Annotated in this window: 15 protein-coding genes and 1 pseudogene; 3 read left to right on the top strand and 13 right to left on the bottom strand. The window is 62.9% G+C overall.

All coding sequences use genetic code 11. From position 1 onward, the window contains the following. Positions 1-36: 36 nt before the first annotated feature. From M0954_RS20615 to M0954_RS20555, 13 genes are all read right to left on the bottom strand, one after another. Complete coding sequence (locus tag M0954_RS20615; protein WP_122154570.1) at positions 37-843, bottom strand: SDR family oxidoreductase; 807 nt, start codon at positions 841-843, stop codon at positions 37-39. 121 nt (positions 844-964) lie between these two features. After that, positions 965-2,107 (bottom strand): NlpC/P60 family protein, encoded by a 1,143-nt coding sequence (locus M0954_RS20610; RefSeq protein ID WP_297355211.1) that lies wholly within the window; start codon positions 2,105-2,107, stop codon positions 965-967. Between the two features lie 243 nt (positions 2,108-2,350). Then, the gene (locus M0954_RS20605) at positions 2,351-4,207 is read right to left on the bottom strand and encodes a PhoH family protein (RefSeq protein ID WP_297355209.1); all 1,857 of its coding nucleotides are present in this window, start codon (positions 4,205-4,207) and stop codon (positions 2,351-2,353) included. A 103-nt stretch (positions 4,208-4,310) separates the two neighbouring features. Continuing rightward, positions 4,311-4,442: a hypothetical protein gene (locus M0954_RS20600; RefSeq protein WP_297355207.1), complete on the bottom strand. Its 132-nt coding sequence runs from the start codon at positions 4,440-4,442 to the stop codon at positions 4,311-4,313. Between the two features lie 102 nt (positions 4,443-4,544). Further along, positions 4,545-5,006, bottom strand: coding sequence for a peroxiredoxin (locus M0954_RS20595; protein ID WP_122154573.1), 462 nt, complete (start codon positions 5,004-5,006; stop codon positions 4,545-4,547). Positions 5,007-5,059: 53 nt separating this feature from the next. Next, positions 5,060-5,956, bottom strand: coding sequence for a polysaccharide deacetylase family protein (locus tag M0954_RS20590; RefSeq protein ID WP_297355205.1), 897 nt, complete (start codon positions 5,954-5,956; stop codon positions 5,060-5,062). Positions 5,957-5,970: 14 nt separating this feature from the next. Beyond that, complete coding sequence (locus tag M0954_RS20585; protein WP_122154575.1) at positions 5,971-7,017, bottom strand: bifunctional UDP-4-keto-pentose/UDP-xylose synthase; 1,047 nt, start codon at positions 7,015-7,017, stop codon at positions 5,971-5,973. Then, positions 7,014-7,949, bottom strand: a complete 936-nt coding sequence (locus tag M0954_RS20580) for a formyltransferase (protein WP_297355203.1) — start codon at positions 7,947-7,949, stop codon at positions 7,014-7,016. The genes M0954_RS20585 and M0954_RS20580 overlap by 4 nt, the downstream gene beginning before the upstream one ends. Then, positions 7,946-8,998, bottom strand: a complete 1,053-nt coding sequence (locus M0954_RS20575) for a glycosyltransferase (RefSeq protein ID WP_122154577.1) — start codon at positions 8,996-8,998, stop codon at positions 7,946-7,948. The genes M0954_RS20580 and M0954_RS20575 overlap by 4 nt, the downstream gene beginning before the upstream one ends. A gap of 6 nt (positions 8,999-9,004) precedes the next feature. After that, positions 9,005-10,156, bottom strand: a complete 1,152-nt coding sequence (locus M0954_RS20570) for a DegT/DnrJ/EryC1/StrS aminotransferase family protein (RefSeq protein WP_297355201.1) — start codon at positions 10,154-10,156, stop codon at positions 9,005-9,007. A gap of 219 nt (positions 10,157-10,375) precedes the next feature. Next, positions 10,376-10,747, bottom strand: coding sequence for an EamA family transporter (locus tag M0954_RS20565; protein WP_122154579.1), 372 nt, complete (start codon positions 10,745-10,747; stop codon positions 10,376-10,378). Between the two features lie 25 nt (positions 10,748-10,772). After that, positions 10,773-12,524, bottom strand: coding sequence for a glycosyltransferase family 39 protein (locus M0954_RS20560; RefSeq protein WP_123384149.1), 1,752 nt, complete (start codon positions 12,522-12,524; stop codon positions 10,773-10,775). Positions 12,525-12,692: 168 nt separating this feature from the next. Beyond that, entirely contained in the window at positions 12,693-13,067 is a 375-nt protein-coding gene (locus M0954_RS20555) for an Mth938-like domain-containing protein (RefSeq protein ID WP_297355239.1), read from the bottom strand. A 449-nt stretch (positions 13,068-13,516) separates the two neighbouring features. On the opposite strand from M0954_RS20555, the gene M0954_RS20550 reads away from it, so the two are divergent. The 3 genes and pseudogenes from M0954_RS20550 to thrC all read left to right on the top strand — a co-directional run bounded on the left by M0954_RS20550 (position 13,517) and on the right by thrC (position 17,647). Continuing rightward, positions 13,517-14,764 (top strand): pyridoxal phosphate-dependent aminotransferase, encoded by a 1,248-nt coding sequence (locus M0954_RS20550; RefSeq protein WP_122154582.1) that lies wholly within the window; start codon positions 13,517-13,519, stop codon positions 14,762-14,764. 86 nt (positions 14,765-14,850) lie between these two features. Next, positions 14,851-16,182: pseudogene (locus tag M0954_RS20545) on the top strand (homoserine dehydrogenase). A 13-nt stretch (positions 16,183-16,195) separates the two neighbouring features. Next, the gene (gene thrC / locus M0954_RS20540) at positions 16,196-17,647 is read left to right on the top strand and encodes a threonine synthase (protein WP_297355199.1); all 1,452 of its coding nucleotides are present in this window, start codon (positions 16,196-16,198) and stop codon (positions 17,645-17,647) included. Positions 17,648-17,815 lie beyond the last annotated feature (168 nt).

Genomic DNA, 17,815 nt, shown 5'->3' with positions numbered 1-17,815 from the left:
TGGTCTTGCTTCCGAGGCTGGCTGGCGCGCCCGCGCTCAAATGATCGGCGCGCTGCACCCGTCCATCGGGACGATCGCGCCTGTTACGTAGCTCGCGCGGCGGCTCGCCAGAAACAGCGCGACGTCGGCGATTTCCTCGGGTTTGGCGAAGCGCCCGAGCGGCACCTTGGCTTCACCGCGTGCCAACGCCTCCTTGGTGTCGATCCCTTGCTGACCCGCTTCCAGTTGCAATGCCTCCTCGACGCGCTCCGTCAGCGTCGCGCCGGGATTGATCGCGTTGATGCGGATGCCATAGCGCGCGTAGTAGTGCGCGAGCCCGACCGTTGCCAGCATCAGCGCCGCATTGGCAGCGCCGCCGGCGATATGGATATCGCTCGCCATCTTGCCGCCCATGCCGATGATGTTGACGATCGTTCCCGGCTCGGCGCTGGCTCCTGATTTCACCCGTTCCGCCATGCGCTTCAACACTTCCTGCTGCGGATAGATGTACGGGAAGTATTTGGCTTCCATCGTCGCCCGGAAGGCTTCGGCATTGAGCGTTTCCGGGTCGTAGCGACGGGCGGCGCCGGCGCTATTGATCAGCACGTCGATCGGACCGACCGCGGTGGTGACTTCTTCGACGATATCGGCCGCGCCGTGCGGCTCGTGCAGGTCGGCGCGCGTGAGATGCACGTGCAGACCCTCGCTCGCCAGCTGCTCGCGGGCGCGGGCGAGATTCGCCGGATCACGCGAGACGATCGCAACTTTGGCGCCTTCGGCTGCAAACGCTCGCGCGCAGGCGAGGCCGATTCCTTTGCTGCCACCTGTGACCAGCACCACTTTGTTTTTCAGTCCAAGTTCCATGGTGAGTACCTTACCTGCCCGTCTTAGGAATATCGGAGACGATAGCAGATAGCTCAATCCTGCGTGTCAGACGGGGGCGAATGACCTTTCAGGCCACCAGCTACATTTCCGGCGGCGTCCGTCAGAAATTGCCGTTGGCGAAGTGCGCGATCGGATCGTCGCTGGACTGCGTAGGGGCCGTGATAGCACGTGACCCCGTTGAGGCTCGCATGATCTGCACACTGCCAGCGGAGCCCGTCGTGCCCACCTGTTGCTCCTGGCGAATAGCAACGGACGCGGGGGGCGGCGGTTCGAAAGCGTCGGCCGCGGCGTCGATCGGGTCTGGTGCGTGGGCGACACTCGCCGGCACGGGCGAGACCGCGCCTGCTTCACGCGCCTGCATCTGGGCGGCGCTCATTGCCGGAGGCGGCGGCTCGAACGCATCGTCAGACGCTGCGGCGGGCTGGCTCATGGCTCGAGCTGAAGTGTCGGTCAGTGGTGCCTGCATCGAGGCTGCTACCCGCTGCTGAGGCTCTTGCTGCAATGGAACTGCCGCAGGCGCAGTTTCCGTATAAGCCGGTTGCCGCGGTTCCGCAAGCGGCCGCTGCTGCTGCGCAGGGACTACCATCGCACCGTCCGCACCCGCATACGAAGCCTGTGGCAGCGCCTGCGACGGCACAGGAGCAACCTTCTCCGGCGGATTCGAAGCCTGATACGTCGGCGTCTCGAACGGAGCCGGCGCATGAGTTGGCGCGGCGACCCGGCGAATGCCGTCAAACCGCTTGGCCCAATACGGATTGGTCAGATAATCGATCCGCACCGTGCCGCCCGTCGACGGCGCATTGACGAAGCGCAGTTTGCCGACGTAAATACCGACGTGCGAATGGGGGCGTCCGGTGGTGTTAAAGAAAATCAGGTCGCCCGGCGCAACGCCATCGGGCTCGATCGATTCGCCGCTCCCGCTCATATCTGCCGTGGTGCGCGGCAGATTTACCGAGGCCGCGCGTGCCACCACATACCGAACCAGGCCGCTGCAATCGAAGCCGCTATCCGGCGTGTTGCCGCCCCAGCGGTATGGAATCCCGACGAGGCCCATCGCCTCAATGGAGATTTCCTCGCGTCCGACGCTGTGATCGACGAAGTTCGGGAAACCGGGCGGGGGAGTGCGATAAGCGCCGTTGGACGCCGAAGAAGAACCGCTTGAGCTGCGCGAAATCCGCTGCGGCTCGCTGGAACAGGCGGCGAGCAGCAAAAGGATAAGCAGCGAAAACCCAAGTCGACGCATTGAGACGAGGCGAGCGTAAACACTCGCTTAAAGCGGGCGATGTCGGGATGGTAGCCCGTCCACCATGGCGTGAGCAAGCAAAGTTGATAAATTACTTGAAGTTTACGCGCTAAGTGTGGCGCCACCGGGACGTAAAAGTGGGCCCGGGCGCGCCGGACATACAAAAAAAGCCGCGCCCGGTATAACCCTGGCGCGGCTTTGGAACAACTCGAAAACCGTGCAACAGCTCGGCTTGAGCTTGGCTTAGAGGATCTCGGACGCGTAATCCGCGAGACGCGACCTCTCGCCGCGCGCCAGCGTCACGTGCCCGCTATGCGCCCAGCCCTTGAAGCGATCCACCACGTAGGTGAGCCCCGAACTGCCTTCCGTCAGATACGGCGTATCGATCTGCGCGATGTTGCCAAGGCAGATGATTTTCGTGCCCGGACCGGCGCGCGTGACCAGCGTCTTCATCTGCTTCGGCGTCAGGTTCTGGGCCTCGTCGATGATCAGATACTTGTCGACGAAAGTCCGGCCGCGCATGAAGTTCATGCTCTTGATCTTCAGGCGCGAACGGATCAGTTCCTGGGTCGCGGCACGGCCCCATTCGCCGGCAGCGTCGTCGGTCTTCTGCAGCACTTCGAGGTTGTCGTCGAATGCACCCATCCACGGCTGCATCTTTTCCTCTTCCGTACCCGGCAGAAAGCCGATGTCTTCACCGACCGGCACGGTGGCCCGTGTCACGATGATTTCGTTGTAGCGCTTGTCGTCTAGCACCTGTGCAAGCCCCGCAGCTAGTGCGACGAGCGTCTTGCCGGTACCGGCCTGGCCAAGCAGCGTGACGAAGTCGATCTCCGGATTCATCAGCAGGTTGAGCGCAAAGTTCTGCTCGCGATTGCGCGCCGTAATGCCCCACACGTTGTTCTTGTGGTGGCCGTAGTCGCGCAAGGTCTGCAGCAGGGCGGTCTTGCCGTTCAGCTCACGCACCAGCGCGTGAAATGCCGGTTCGCCGTTCTGCGGCTCCAGATACACGAACTCGTTGACCAGCATCGAGGCGCACAACGGCCCGGTCACGCGGTAATACGTGGTGCCCGTCTTGGTGTCCTGCCAGCTTTCCATGCCCTTGGCATGTTTGGTCCAGAAGTCCTGCGGCAGCGCGCGAATGCCGGAATAGAGCAGGTCCTTGTCTTCGAGGACCTGGTCGTTGAAGTAATCCTCGGCAGGCAGACCCAGCGCATGCGCCTTGATCCGCATGTTGATGTCTTTCGACACCAGCACGACCTGGCGGTCCATGCGGTCGCGCTGCAACGCGCGCACCACGCCGAGAATCTGGTTGTCCGCCTTGCCTTGCGGCAGGCCTTCGACCGGTTCGATATCCGTCAGCTTGGTCTGGAAAAACAGGCGTCCGGCGGCCTCGCGGCTGCCCAGGCGCGACAGCGAAATGCCATCCGACATATTGCCGCCGTTGGCGACCAGCGCGTCCAGCGTGCGGCTGACCTGACGCGCATTACGCGCGACTTCCGACATGCCCTTCTTGTGGTTGTCGAGTTCTTCCAACGTCATCATCGGCAGATAGACGTCGTGTTCCTCGAAACGGAACAGGCAAGTCGGATCGTGCATCAGCACGTTCGTATCGAGCACGAACAGCTTGCGGGTTTCGACCTGTTCGGCTGCGCCGCCGCGCTTCTTGGCGCTGCCGCGGGTCGCTGCGGCCGGCGTGGCCGCCGTATTGGCCGATGGCTGCTTGCCGGCGCGGGCCACCACGGGTTCCGCGGTGGCAGGTTGCTCAGGCTCGACGTGCGCGGGCTGCTGGCGGACGGCAGGCGCCGGCACCGGTTGCAGCAACGCGGCGGTTTGTTTGCTTTTCCGGCTGCGAGCGGGAGCAGCCTGTTCAGCGGCGGTATCGGCAGAAGAAGACGCAGGAACCGGCCGCAAGGTAGTAGCGGCGTTGGCGGCGCGTGCCATAGGCGTCGCGACGTTGGCTTGGCCGAAATCGGCCGACTCGGCTTGCTCCCCGTCAACCGCCTGTTTTTTGGCGGACCGGGCCGGCGTGGCTTTAGCCTTGTATTCGTCAGCCGGTAAGAGATTGCCGAGCTTGCTGGGTGCGGTAGGCAAAGGCATGGTTTCCCTCGAAATAATCGGGTCACATATCGTGCGCCGCCTGTCGCATTCTGCTGGTGTGCCAAAAGGCCCACGCAGTTTGCGCCCGGAGGCGCGCTTCGGTCTAAAAATGCCGGTTCGCCTGGTTTTCGATCGGCTCCTTGACGAGAGCGCGTGGCCTGATAAAAGAACGGCTTCGCGCAATTAAAAAAGCCGCCGCCCCGGCAAACGGGGCAAGCGGCTCGACTTCGGTCATCGCGTTGCGCCTCACAGCCTCAACGACAGAGGCGTGACAAGCGGCGCAGCCGCGGAAAGTATGGGGTGGACAGGCACTCATTGCAGCCCAATATAACGCGCCTCACAGCGCTTGTACAGCCTCCAGAATGTCATCGACGTGACCTGGTACTTTCACGCCACGCCACTCCTGGCGAAGGACGCCCTCGCTGTCGATGACAAACGTCGATCGTTCGATTCCCCGTACTTCTTTGCCATACATTTTCTTCATTTTGATGACGTTGAAGAGCGCGCAGAGCGTTTCCTCTGGATCCGAGATCAGCGGGAACGGCAGTTCGAGCTTGGCCTTGAAGTTGTCATGCGAGCGCAGGCTGTCGCGCGAGACGCCGAGAATCTCTGCGCCAGCCTTCTTGAACTTCGGATACAGATCGCGGAACTGCAGACCTTCGGTCGTGCAACCTGGCGTGTTGTCCTTCGGGTAAAAATACAGCACCACCTTTTTGCCCCGAAGACTGGACAGCGTAATCTCGCCACCGGTTGCGGGGGCGGTAAAGTCGGGGACGGGTTGGTCGACTGCGATGGGCACGAGGTTCTCCGGTTGTTATGGTCAGGCGTCAGGCTGATCTGCCGCGCCCCGGCTCACGACGGCTGCACGATCAATTCGCCGGAACGGCCAGGAATTTCACCCCAGGTGACAGGGTACGATGGCAGCGTACTGCGGTCCAGCGCGGCATGATAGTCGCCCATCGTGGCGAACGTGTGGCCTTGAGCGCGCCAGCCGTCCAGCAGTTGTTCGAACACCGGCGCGAGCTTTTGTCCTTCGAGCTCGGCGTGCAGCGTGTACACCTGGTCGTGCGGATTGTTCTCGGTGCGCTTCAACATCCACGCGGCAACGTTGTCCAGGTCGACACCGTCGACGCCCAGCACTTCGTCGAGCGTGGGCAGCGTGGTGGGCATCTGTACGTGCGAGAGGGTCTTGCCGTCTACTACGGGGAAATACGGCGAATGACCGCGCCCGTCGGACGCATACTGCATGCCCCACGCGTCGATCTGCTCGAACGCGTGGCCGTTCATCTGCCAGCCGGCGGCGCCGTGCGTGACGGGCGGCGTGCCGAAAATTTCGATGAAACGGTTGTGACTCGCCTGCATCTGCGCGACGGTCCAGTCGCGAGCCCGCGTGCGCACGTTGTCCTGCCAGTAGACGTGGTCCCACGTGTGAATGCCGCACTCGAAGCCGGCCTCATGGATCGCACGCATGTCCGACGCGGCCCGCGCGCCGATATCCGGCCCGGGCAGCAGCACGCCGTACATCAATTGCTTGATACCGTAATGCTCGACTACCGAAGTGCGCGATACCTTCTGTAGAAAACCCGGCCGCAGCACGCGGCGCATCGCCCAACCGGTGTGGTCGGGCCCGAGGCTGAACAGGAAGGTGGCGCGCGCCTTGAAACGGTCGAAGATGCGGGCGAGGTTCGGCACGCCTTCGCGAGTACCGCGCAGCGTGTCGACGTCGATCTTCAGGACGATACGAGCCAAGGATCAGCCCTTAATTATTGCTGTTCGACAAGAGCGCGTGCTTCCGCGACGTGGCCGCGATACGCTTCGAAAATCTTGCGCAGCGCTTCGTCGAAGGTCGACTTCGGCGCCCAGTGAAGCTCCTGCATCGTGTTGTCGATCTTCGGCACGCGGTTCTGCACGTCCTGATAGCCCGCGCCGTAGTAAGCGCCGGACGAGGTTTCGACCAGTTGCACCTGCTTGGCCGTTTCCGCGTATTCCGGGAATTCGGCGGCGAGCGCCAGCATCTTGTGCGCGAGCTCGCGCACCGAGAAGTTGTTGGTCGGGTTGCCGATGTTATAGATCTTGCCGGTGGCGATGCCGTCCTTGTTCTCGATGATTTTCATCAACGCGCCGATGCCGTCATCGATATCCGTGAAGGCACGCTTTTGCGCGCCGCCGTCGACGAGGCTGATGTTCTCGCCACGCACGATATGGCCGAGGAACTGCGTGACCACGCGCGAGCTGCCTTCCTTCGGCGTGTAGATCGAATCCAGACCTGGGCCGATCCAGTTGAACGGACGAAACAGCGTGAAGTTGAGGCCCTCCATGCCGTAGCCCCAGATCACGCGGTCCATCAACTGCTTCGAGCACGCGTAGATCCAGCGCGGCTTGTTGATCGGGCCGTACGTCAGTTGCGATTCTTCCGGGTCGAACTGCTCGTCCGTGCACATGCCGTACACCTCGGAGGTGGACGGAAACACGAGGTGCTTGCCGTACTTCACAGCCGAACGCACGATGGGCAGGTTCGCCTCGAAGTCGAGCTCGAACACGCGCAGCGGTTGCTTAACGTAAGTGGCCGGCGTGGCGATCGCAACGAGCGGCAGGATCACGTCGCACTTCTTCACGTGATACTCGACCCACTCCTTGTTGATCGTGATATCGCCTTCGAAGAAATGCATCCGCTCGTGATTGATGAGATCACCAAGGCGTTCGGTCTGCATGTCCATGCCGAACACTTCCCAGTCGGTCGTTTCGAGAATGCGCTTGGACAGGTGATGGCCGATGAAGCCGTTGACACCCAGAATCAGGACTTTTTTCATTGATGACGGGAAGATTGAATGAGCTGGGAGAATTCGGCAGGGGAGACGACGGGCTCTTGGCCTTCGTGCTGGCGCCGCAATTCGTGGATGGCGATGGCGCGGCCATCGCCGCACACCGCGAAAAACGCATTATCGCTTACGTGGAGGCCGGGGGGCAAATCTGAGCGAAGCGCGCCGGGACGGGCAAGACGCGCCCGCGCGACGATGAAGCGCTGGCCGTCGATCTCGGTGAACGCGCCGGGATAGGGCGGCGCCACGGCGCGAATCAGGTTGTAGACATCCTGAGCCGGCTGGTTCCAGTCGATCCGGCCGTCTTCGGGCTTGCGCCCGCCGAAGTAGCTGCCATGCGCCAGATCGTTCGGCAGATGCGGCGCTTCGCCTGCGAGCAGCGCCGGCAGCACGCGCCAGAGCGTCTGCTCGGCGGCCACCGTGACCTTATCGAACACCTGCGCGGCGGTATCGTCCGGCAGGATCGGCACCGGCGTTTGCGCGATGATCGCGCCTGCATCAGGTTTGGCGGCCATTTCGTGCAGCGTGGCGCCGGTTTCGGCTTCGCCCTTTAGCACGGCCCAGTTGGTCGGCACGCGGCCACGGTACTTGGGCAGCAGCGAGCCGTGCATGTTGTAGGCGCCGCGCGTGGCCAGCGCGAGCAGGTCGACCGGCAGCATGTGGCGGTAGTAGAACGAGAAAACGAAGTCGGGCCGCGCGGCGCTCACCGCGGCGCGCAGCTCCTCGCTCTTCGGATCGGCCGGCGTCACCGTGGGAATCCCATAGCTCGCCGCCACCGAAGCAACGCTGCCGAACCAGATGTTCTCGGTCGGGCTGTCCTCGTGGGTGACCACCAGCGCCACCTCCACGCCGCGCGCCAGCAGCACTTGCAGGCAGCGCACGCCGACGTTGTGATACGCGAAAACTACCGCGCGTGGCTTCATGAATTCGGTCCCTGATCGATGAGCGGCGCGGCCTGAACGGCCTGCACCAGCGCCTGGCGGGGCGCCTCGGCGACGGCGGCGCCGTCGCGCTGTTCGAGAATCGTTTGCACCAGATAACGGGGGCGGGCGCGCACCTGCTGGTAGATCCGGCCAATGTACTCGCCGAGCAGCCCAAGCGCGAAGATGATCACGCCGAGCAGGAAGAACGTGATAGCAAACAGCGTGAACACACCTTGCACTTCCGCGCCGATGATGAAGCGGCGAATCAGCAGTAGAACGAACAGGCCAGCAGAGCCAAGCGAGAGGATCACCCCGATGAACGACAGCCACTGCAGCGGCACCACCGAGAAGCCGGTGACGAGGTCGAAGTTCAGACGAATCAGCGAGTACAGCGAATACTTCGATTCGCCCGCAAAGCGCTCTTCGTGGGCGACTTCGATTTCCACCGGATTCTGCGCGAACGTGTAGGCGAGCGCCGGAATGAACGTGTTGATTTCACCGCAGCGGTTGATCGTGTCGATGATGTGCCGGCTGTAAGCGCGCAGCATGCAGCCCTGATCTGTCATCTTGATCCGGGTGATGCGTTCGCGCAGACGGTTCATCGCCCGCGAGGCCTTGCGGCGCCACAGGCTGTCCTGACGCTGCAGGCGAATCGTGCCCACGTAGTCGTAGCCTTCGCGCATCTTCGTGACCAGCTTGGCGATTTCTTCGGGCGGGTTCTGCAAGTCGGCGTCGAGCGTGATGATGATCTCGCCGCGCGCCTGCTCGAAGCCGGCGAGAATCGCCATATGCTGGCCGTAGTTGCCGTTCAGAAGGATCACGCGGGTCGTGTCCGGCCGGTTGCGGAACTGGTCGGCCAGCAACGCCGGGGATTTGTCGCGGCTGCCGTCGTTGATGAAGATCACTTCATAGCGGGTGCCGAGCGCGTCGAGCGCCGGATACAGGCGCGCGAACAACGCGGCCAGTCCGGCTTCCTCGTTGTACACCGGAATGATGATCGAAACTTCCGGCGTATCAGACATCGGGGAGCGATGTTCCGTTTGACTCATTTCCGCTTATTTTCCGTATTGTTCGCAAATTTCGTTGACCGCCTGGCAGACCCGCGCCACGTCGCCTTCGTTCATCAGCGTGAATAGCGGCAGCGTGACCGTGGTGGCGCCGAAGCGCTCTGCATGCGGGAACATGCCTTCCTTGAAACCGCGCGCGCGATACAGCGTGAACAGGTGGATGGCCGGATAGTGCACGCCCGAGCCGATGCCGCGCTCCTTCAACTGGCCCATGAAACCGGCGCGGTCGATGGACAGCTTCTCGAGCGGCAGCGTGATCTGGAACATGTGCCAGTTGCTGTTATCGAAGTCAGCAAACGGCAGACCTATGCCCAGTTTGACCGCTGCGCCGCCTTCAAGACCCGCGAAGTAGGCCCGCACTAGCTTCTTGCGCTGCGCAAGGAAGCGCTCCAGATGCGGCAACTGGCCGAGGCCGACGCGCGCCGCCACATCCGTCAGATTGTATTTGCCGCCGAGCACGTCGCAGTCCATGCCGTCGAACCCAGTACGGGTGACGCCTTGCAAGCGGTATTTCTGGGCGAGGATGGCCTCTTCCTCGTTGTTCAGCACCAGCGCGCCGCCTTCGATCGAAGTCAGGTTCTTGTTGGCATGGAAGCTGAACGACACCATGTCGCCAAGCTTGCCGATACGCTCGCCTTTCCACGTCGCGCCGAACGCCTGCGCCGCGTCTTCGACCACACGCAGCTTGTGGGCGCGGGCGATCTCATAGAGGCGGTCCATGTCGACCGGCAGACCCGACAGATACACCGGGATGATCGCCTTGGTGCGCGGCGTGATGGCCTTCTCGAGCAGATACAGATCGATGTTGCGGGTCTTTGGATCGATGTCGACGAACACCGGCGTCGCACCGGTTTCGTAGATCACGTTGCTGGTGGAGACCCACGAGGCGGGCGTGGTGATGACTTCGTCGCCTTCGCCCACACCGGCGATGCGCAGGCCGATCTCGAGCGTGGCCGTGCCGGAGTTGAAGGTGCGCACGGGACGGCCGCCGCAGAACTCCGACAACGCGGCTTCGAATGCCTGGTTCTGCGGGCCGGTGGTGATCCAACCGGAGCGCAACACCTCGGCTACGCCCTGGATGGTCTCTTCATCGATTTCCGGACGGACAAACGGCAAAAACGGGACTGATGACTGGCTCATGAATGCTTCGCTCGATAGAAATAGGGCGGCAACCAACAACAACGACGTCCGGCAAGGATACTTCGGCAATCCGGGGCGCGGTCAGCGGGTATAACGCCGCCTGCGCGGGGTGCTTACCACCTCTTACATCCCCGCTTGCCACGCCGGCCCTCAACGGTAACAAACTGCTTGCGGCAACTGGCAAAAACCGGCTCACACCGGGCCAAAGTCCGACGGCGCCTAGCTTCGCGCCAGTACGACGACGCCAATCAGAATGATGCCGATACCGACGAGCCGCTGAACCGACAGCACCTCGCCGAACAGATACCAGGCGGCGAAGGCGTTGACGACGTACCCGAGCGAGAGCATCGGATAGGCGATCGACACATCCACTCGCGACAGTCCGACCACCCACACCGCGACGCTGATCACATAGCAACCGAGCCCGCCGATGATCGGCAACTGGGTCGCCAGCTTGAAGCCAATGGGCAGGATGTTCGCACGGGTGAATTCGAAGTGTCCAACGGCATTCGTGCCGGCCTTAAGCAGGAGCTGGGCGCAGGCATTCAGCGTGACGCCTGCAAGAATGCAAAAGAGCGAAATCGGGTTCATCAAGGGTTCAGGTCCTGATATGGGGTCATTGCTGCGGGTTTGCTAGAGCGGGGGTCGCCGCGCCGGGCGCTGCGGCGCTGGCGTTGCCCACGTCGCCGGCCACGGGCTTTTCGACGATCACGCGGCGCGGGTCGCTGGCGACGACCTGCATCGGCACATGCTGGGCCAGCAGCTTCTGGTAACGGTCCGGCGGAATCAGCGCGAGGGCGTAGCGGTCCGCGTCCCAGCGCTTGATCCACTCGTCGACCGTCGGGACCCACTTCTGCGGTTCGACGGACACGCCGAACGCCAGTTCATCCGGATGTTCGACCATGATCATCGTGTGGTCGACATAGAACGGCAAGGTGTGATCGAGCACGCCGACCGAGTAGAACGGCGTATCGGGCGGCAGCCTGGCGATGGCAGCCTTGATGGCGGGGGCAAGCGGAGCGCCCGAGCTGAGACGCCCGAACACGTCATGCCCGGTGCCGGCAATGGTGCCCATCAGCAGCCACGCCGCGCCGAACGTTGCCGTGGCGCCGAGAATGCCGGCGCGGCTGTGGCGGTTCAGCCACAGCGCGGCGAGCGTCAGGGCAAACGCGACGCCGAGAGCGGCCAGCACCCAGACGCGGTAGGCGATGTACAGCTCGGTCGGGTTGCGGTCGTCGCCGAGGCGGCTCATGAATAGCGCGCCGACGGCAGCGATCACCAGAAACACCGCGTAGCCGGCCAGATGGCGGCGCAGCATGGCCGGGCTCACCAGCGGCAGGTACATGCCGATCACGAGCGCGAGCGCCGGGGCGATCGGCAGCGTGTAGGACAGCAGCTTCGAATGCGACGCGCTGAAGAACAGGAAGATGAATACCGTCCACACCAGCAGCATGGCGACCGGCGAGAAGCCGTTCGGCTGGCGCGGCAGGCGCAGCGCGTGGCGGATGCTCTGCACGCTCACGGAGAGCCAGGGCAGGAAACCCACCAGGATCACCGGCACGAAGTAATAGAACGCACCAGGGCGGTTCTGCTCGGGCGTCAGATAGCGCTTGAACTGCTGGACGATGAAGAAGAAGTTCAGGAATTCAGGATTGCGTTGCTGCACCAGCACGAACCACGGCGTGACGATCGCGAAGAACAGGATCAGGCCGCCGATCAGATGCAGGCGCTTCCAGACGGCCCAGTCGCGGGCGATCAGCGTGTACAGCACCAGCACCGCGCCCGGCAGGATCACGCCGACGAGGCCCTTCGAGAGCACCGAGAGCGCCATCGACGCCCAGCAGATCCACATCCACAGCCGCACCTGGCCGGTGGGCAGGTTGGGGCGCTGCGCGAGCAGCAGCGCGCAGAGGGTTAGCTCCATCCAGAACGACAGGCCCATGTCCAGCGTGTTGAAGTGGCCCATCAGGTTCCAGTACGGCGAGGTCGCGAGCACGATGGCCGCGAACACGCCGGTGGCGGCATTGAAGACGCGCGCGCCGGTGAAACCGATCAGCAGGACGCCCGCGAAGCCGGTCAAGGCCGTATAAAACCGCGCCTGCCATTCGCCGATGCCGAACCACGCGAACGTCAGCGCATTCGCCCAGGTTTGCAGCGGCGGCTTCTCGAAGTACTTGTAGCCGTTGTAACGCGGCGTGATCCAGTCGCCGGTCAGGAACATCTCGCGCGCCATTTCGGCGTAGCGGCCTTCGTCGCTCGGCAGCAGGTGGCGCCAGCCGAGCGGCACGAACCAGATGAGGGCAAGTGCCAGCACCAGCAGCAGGATAGTGGTGCGCTTGAGCGGTAGCCGGGACGGCATATCGTTCATGGATGATCAGCCTGTTCTTTTGCGATGCCGCATGGGCGGCGTTTCGGTATTGTTAGGGGAGACGCCGGGGTGCGCAGGGCTGGCCGCCGACAGCTGTCGCGCAGTTCATGCGCAAGTGACGCGCAGTTGACGATCACGACGGCCACGGCCTGGGGTGCGCCGCGCCGGCTAGGCTTCGATCAGCAAGGCGGCCGCGACCTTGCGGCCCTCGGCCATCAGAATGTTGTAGGTGCGGCAGGCGGCCTTGAAGTCCATCGTCTCGACGCCGATCCGGTGTGCCGCGAGCGCAGCGGTCAGCCGCGGATGGGGAAAACGCAGCCGTTCGCCGCTGCCGAAGATCACCACTTCGGGCGCCGGCTCGATCAGCATGGCGAAATGTTCCGGGCTCTGGGCCTCGAAAGAAGCCACCGGCCAGGCGATGACGGGGCTTTCCGGCATCACGAGGATGCTGCCCACATGGCGCTCGAGGTTGATTTCGACATAGCCGGCGCCGTAACCGGTCACGGTGTTCAGGGCGCCGCTCGAATCCTGGTGTAATTTCAAATTGGTTTTCCGAAGTCGTTCGTTCCGCGGCAAAAAAGCGTCGCGCAATGGACACGAAGGGGCCGAAAGGGCTTCTGCATGCACTTGGTGCATTGCGGAAGTCGGCCAAAATCCGCTAAATTATAACTTTTTAGCCGCCCAGCGGCGCCCCCCGCTTCGCGTGCCGCCATAAGCCGCGCCCGAAGCAGCTGCTGGACCCCGGTCGACGTGCCGGGTCAGGCTTGGTCAAACAGCTTATCAGACGCTCTCTTAAGGTTCGCTGAGTGATCCTTCGAGGGTGTCGATGGTTCCCTAAGCACCCGGCGCAACCCGCCGCAGGCGCCAATCAGACAAGTCCGCGGGAGCGCGCAAGAATCGCCGCTTCGCATTCAGACGCCCGATAGCCCACAGCCCGTGTATTGCGGGCCACCCCGACAGGCCCGCGAGGCCCGTTAATTACCCAGGATGAAGTGCCCGCCGTGAAACCGATTCTTAAATCCAACAAGCTGTTGAACGTCTGCTACGACATCCGCGGGCCCGTCCTCGAACATGCAAAACGGCTCGAAGAAGAAGGCCACCGCATCATCAAGCTGAACATCGGCAATCTCGCGCCGTTCGGTTTCGATGCGCCCGACGAAATAATCCAGGACATGATCCTGAATCTGCCGGGCTCGTCAGGCTATTCCGACTCGAAAGGTGTGTTTGCCGCACGCAAGGCGATCATGCATTACACCCAGCAAAAGGGCGTGCATGGCGTCGAGCTGGACGATATCTACATCGGCAACGGCGCGTCGGAGCTGATCGTGATGGCCATGCAGGGGCTGCTGAATGACGGCGACGAAGTGCTGCTGCCAGCGCCCGACTATCCGTTGTGGACCGCGGGCGTCAGCCTGTCGGGCGGCACGCCGGTGCATTACATCTGCGACGAATCGAACGGCTGGATGCCCGATCTGGACGATATCCGCGCCAGGATTACGCCCAACACGCGCGCGCTCGTCGTCATCAACCCGAACAACCCGACCGGCGCGCTGTACTCGGACGAACTGCTGCTCGGTCTGATCGAGATTGCCCGCAAGCACGGTCTCGTAATCTTTGCCGACGAGGTCTACGACAAGATCGTCTATGACGGCAAGCAGCACACGTCGATGGCGGCGCTTTCCGAAGACGTGCTGACGGTGACTTTCAACAGCCTCTCGAAGAGCTATCGTTCGTGCGGCTACCGCGCCGGCTGGATGTTTATCTCGGGTCTGGCCGGCGACAACCGCCGTCATGCCAAAGATTATTTCGAGGGCCTCGGCATTCTCGCGTCGATGCGCCTGTGCCCGAACGTGCCCGGCCAGTATGCGATCCAGACCGCGCTTGGCGGCTACCAGAGCATCAACGACCTGATCGTGCCGAGTGGCCGTCTGTACAAACAGCGTCAACTCGCGTATGACATGCTGACGGCGATTCCCGGCGTGAGCTGCGTGAAGCCGGATGCGGCGCTGTATATGTTTCCGCGCCTCGACCCGAAGATGTATCCGATCGAAGACGACCAGCAGTTCATCCTCGAGCTGCTGCTGGCCGAACGGGTGCTGCTCGTGCAGGGTACGGGCTTCAACTGGAAGACCCCGGACCACTTCCGTGTCGTGTTTTTGCCGAATGTCGACGACCTGGCGGATTCGATCAACCGGATCGCCCGCTTCCTCGACAGCTACCGCAAACGTCACACGGTTTAACGCGCCGGCCACGAACCGCGGCACTTCACGGCGCAACAGACCCGGACAACCGTTTCCCTTAATCCTTACTCGAAAACACACGCTGCATGGAACCGATCAAAGTTGGACTGCTGGGCTTCGGCACGGTAGGCAGCGGCACCTTCACGGTACTGCGCCGCAACCAGGAAGAAATCAAACGACGCGCCGGGCGGGGCATCGAGATTGCGCGCATTGCCGTGCGCAATCCGGCCAAGGCCACGGCGGCGCTCGGCACCGAAGCTGGCACGGTTGAGATCACCGATAACTTCTCCGCAGTGGTCGACGATCCGTCCATCGACATCGTCGCGGAAATGATCGGCGGCACGGGCATTGCGCGCGAGCTGGTGCTGCGCGCCATCGCCAACCGCAAGCATGTGGTGACGGCCAACAAGGCGCTGCTCGCCGTGCACGGCACCGAGATCTTCGAAGCTGCGCATGCCAACGGCGTGATGGTGGCGTTCGAAGCGGCCGTGGCCGGCGGCATTCCGATCATCAAGGCGCTGCGCGAAGGGCTGACGGCGAACCGGATCCAGTACATCGCCGGCATCATCAACGGCACGACGAACTACATCCTGTCCGAGATGCGCGACCGCGGGCTCGACTTCGCGACCGCGCTGAAGGCCGCGCAGGAACTGGGCTACGCCGAAACCGATCCGACCTTTGACATCGAAGGCGTCGACGCCGCGCACAAGGCCACCATCATGAGCGCGATCGCCTTCGGCATCCCGATGCAGTTCGACAAGGCCTACGTCTAAGGCATCTCCAGGCTGACCCGCGAGGACATCGGCTATGCCGAAAGCCTGGGCTACCGTATCAAGCTCTTGGGCATCGCGCGCCGCACCGATAAGGGCATCGAACTGCGCGTGCATCCGACGCTGATTCCCGAGAAACGCCTGCTGGCGAATGTGGAAGGCGCGATGAACGCGGTGGTCGTGCATGGCGACGCGGTCGGCACCACGCTGTACTACGGTAAGGGCGCTGGCGCCGAACCGACGGCATCGGCCGTGGTCGCGGATCTGGTGGACGTGACACGTCTGCATACAGCGGACCCGGAGCATCGCGTGCCGCACCTGGCGTTCCAGCCGGACAGCCTGTCGAACACGCCGATCCTGCCGATCGACGAAGTGACGAGCAGCTATTACCTGCGTCTGCGGGTGGCGGACGTGACTGGCGTGCTCGCCGATATCACGCGCATCCTCGCGGACACGGGCATCTCGATCGACGCGCTGCTGCAGAAGGAATCGGAGCAGGTCGACGCCAACGGCAAGGGCGAGACCGACATCATCCTGATCACGCACGAAACGGTTGAAAAGCACGTCAACGCGGCGATCAGGAACATCGAGGCGCTGACGACCGTTGTGTCGCGGGTGACCAAGCTGCGCATGGAAGCGCTGAACTAGGCCAGAGACTGATATGAACTACCTTTCCACGCGCGGCGCCGGAGCCGGCGAGCGCCACACGTTTTCCGAGATCCTGCTGGGCGGTCTTGCCAAGGATGGCGGCCTGTACTTGCCTGCGGAATATCCGCGGGTCTCGGCCGATGAACTCGCTCGCTGGCGATCGCTGCCGTATGCGGATCTCGCGTTCGAGATCCTGTCGAAATTCAGCGACGACATTCCCGCTGACGATCTACGCACGCTCACGCGCCGTACTTACACGGCCGCGACGTACTGCAATGTGCGCGACGATGAAGGCGCTGCACAGATCACGCCGCTGAAAACGCTGGGCGTCGAGAACGGCGCGCCGCTGTCGCTGCTGGAGCTCTCCAACGGTCCGACGCTGGCGTTCAAGGACATGGCGATGCAGTTGATCGGAAACCTGTTCGAATACGCGCTGGAAAAGCATGGCGAGACGCTGAACATCCTCGGCGCCACTTCCGGTGACACCGGCAGCGCCGCGGAATACGCGATGCGCGGCAAGAAGGGCATCCGCGTCTTCATGTTGTCGCCGCATCAGAAGATGAGCGCGTTCCAGACGGCGCAGATGTACAGCCTGCAGGACCCGAACATTTTCAACCTCGCCGTGGAAGGCAATTTCGACGACTGCCAGGACATCGTCAAGGCCGTCTCGAACGATCACGCGTTCAAGGCGAAGTACAAGATCGGCACGGTCAATTCGATCAACTGGGCGCGTGTGGTGGCTCAGGTCGTGTACTACTTCAAGGGCTATTTCGCCGCGACGAAGTCGAACGACGAGCGGGTTTCGTTCACTGTGCCGTCGGGCAATTTCGGCAACGTCTGCGCTGGCCATATCGCGCGGATGATGGGCTTGCCCATTGAGAAGCTGGTGGTCGCGACCAACGAGAACGACGTCCTCGACGAGTTCTTCCGTACCGGCATCTACCGCGTGCGCAAGGCGGCCGAAACGTATCACACCAGCAGCCCGAGTATGGACATCTCGAAGGCGTCGAATTTCGAGCGCTTCGTGTTCGACCTGCTGGGGCGCGATCCGGCGCGCGTGCTGCAACTCTTCCGTGACGTCGAAGAGAAGGGCGGTTTCGATCTGGCGGCGAGCGGCGATTTCGCGCGGGTGCAGGAGTTCGGCTTCGTGTCGGGCCGCAGCAGCCATGCGGACCGCGTGGAGGCGATCCGCGATGTGTTCGAACGCTACGACACGATGATCGACACCCATACGGCCGATGGCCTGAAGGTGGCGCGCGAGCATCTGCAGCCGGGCATCCCGATGATCGTGCTGGAGACGGCACAACCGATCAAGTTCGGCGAGACGATCCGCGAAGCGCTGCTGCGCGAGCCGGAGCGGCCGGCGGCATTTTCGGGGCTCGAATCGCTGCCGCAGCGTTTTGAAGTGCTGCCGGCGGATGTGCAGCGCGTGAAGGACTTTGTGGTCGCGCATACGGGCGTCTGAGGGGCGCTTTGGGGTGGGGCTTGTGGGGTGCTTTGGGGCCACGCGGCCCACCTGCAGTGCGCCATGTTATGACGCACTGTTGTCTCCCCGTCGGTTCCCGCAGACCGCTACAATATTCCTTTCGGTTCTGCGCGCCTTCCCCTCGATGTCCACGCCCACCTCTCCCAC

This window comes from Paraburkholderia sp. (assembly GCF_026225065.1).
In the GTDB taxonomy this organism is placed as follows: domain Bacteria; phylum Pseudomonadota; class Gammaproteobacteria; order Burkholderiales; family Burkholderiaceae; genus Paraburkholderia.
This window is presented reverse-complemented; position numbering and strand designations above follow the sequence as displayed.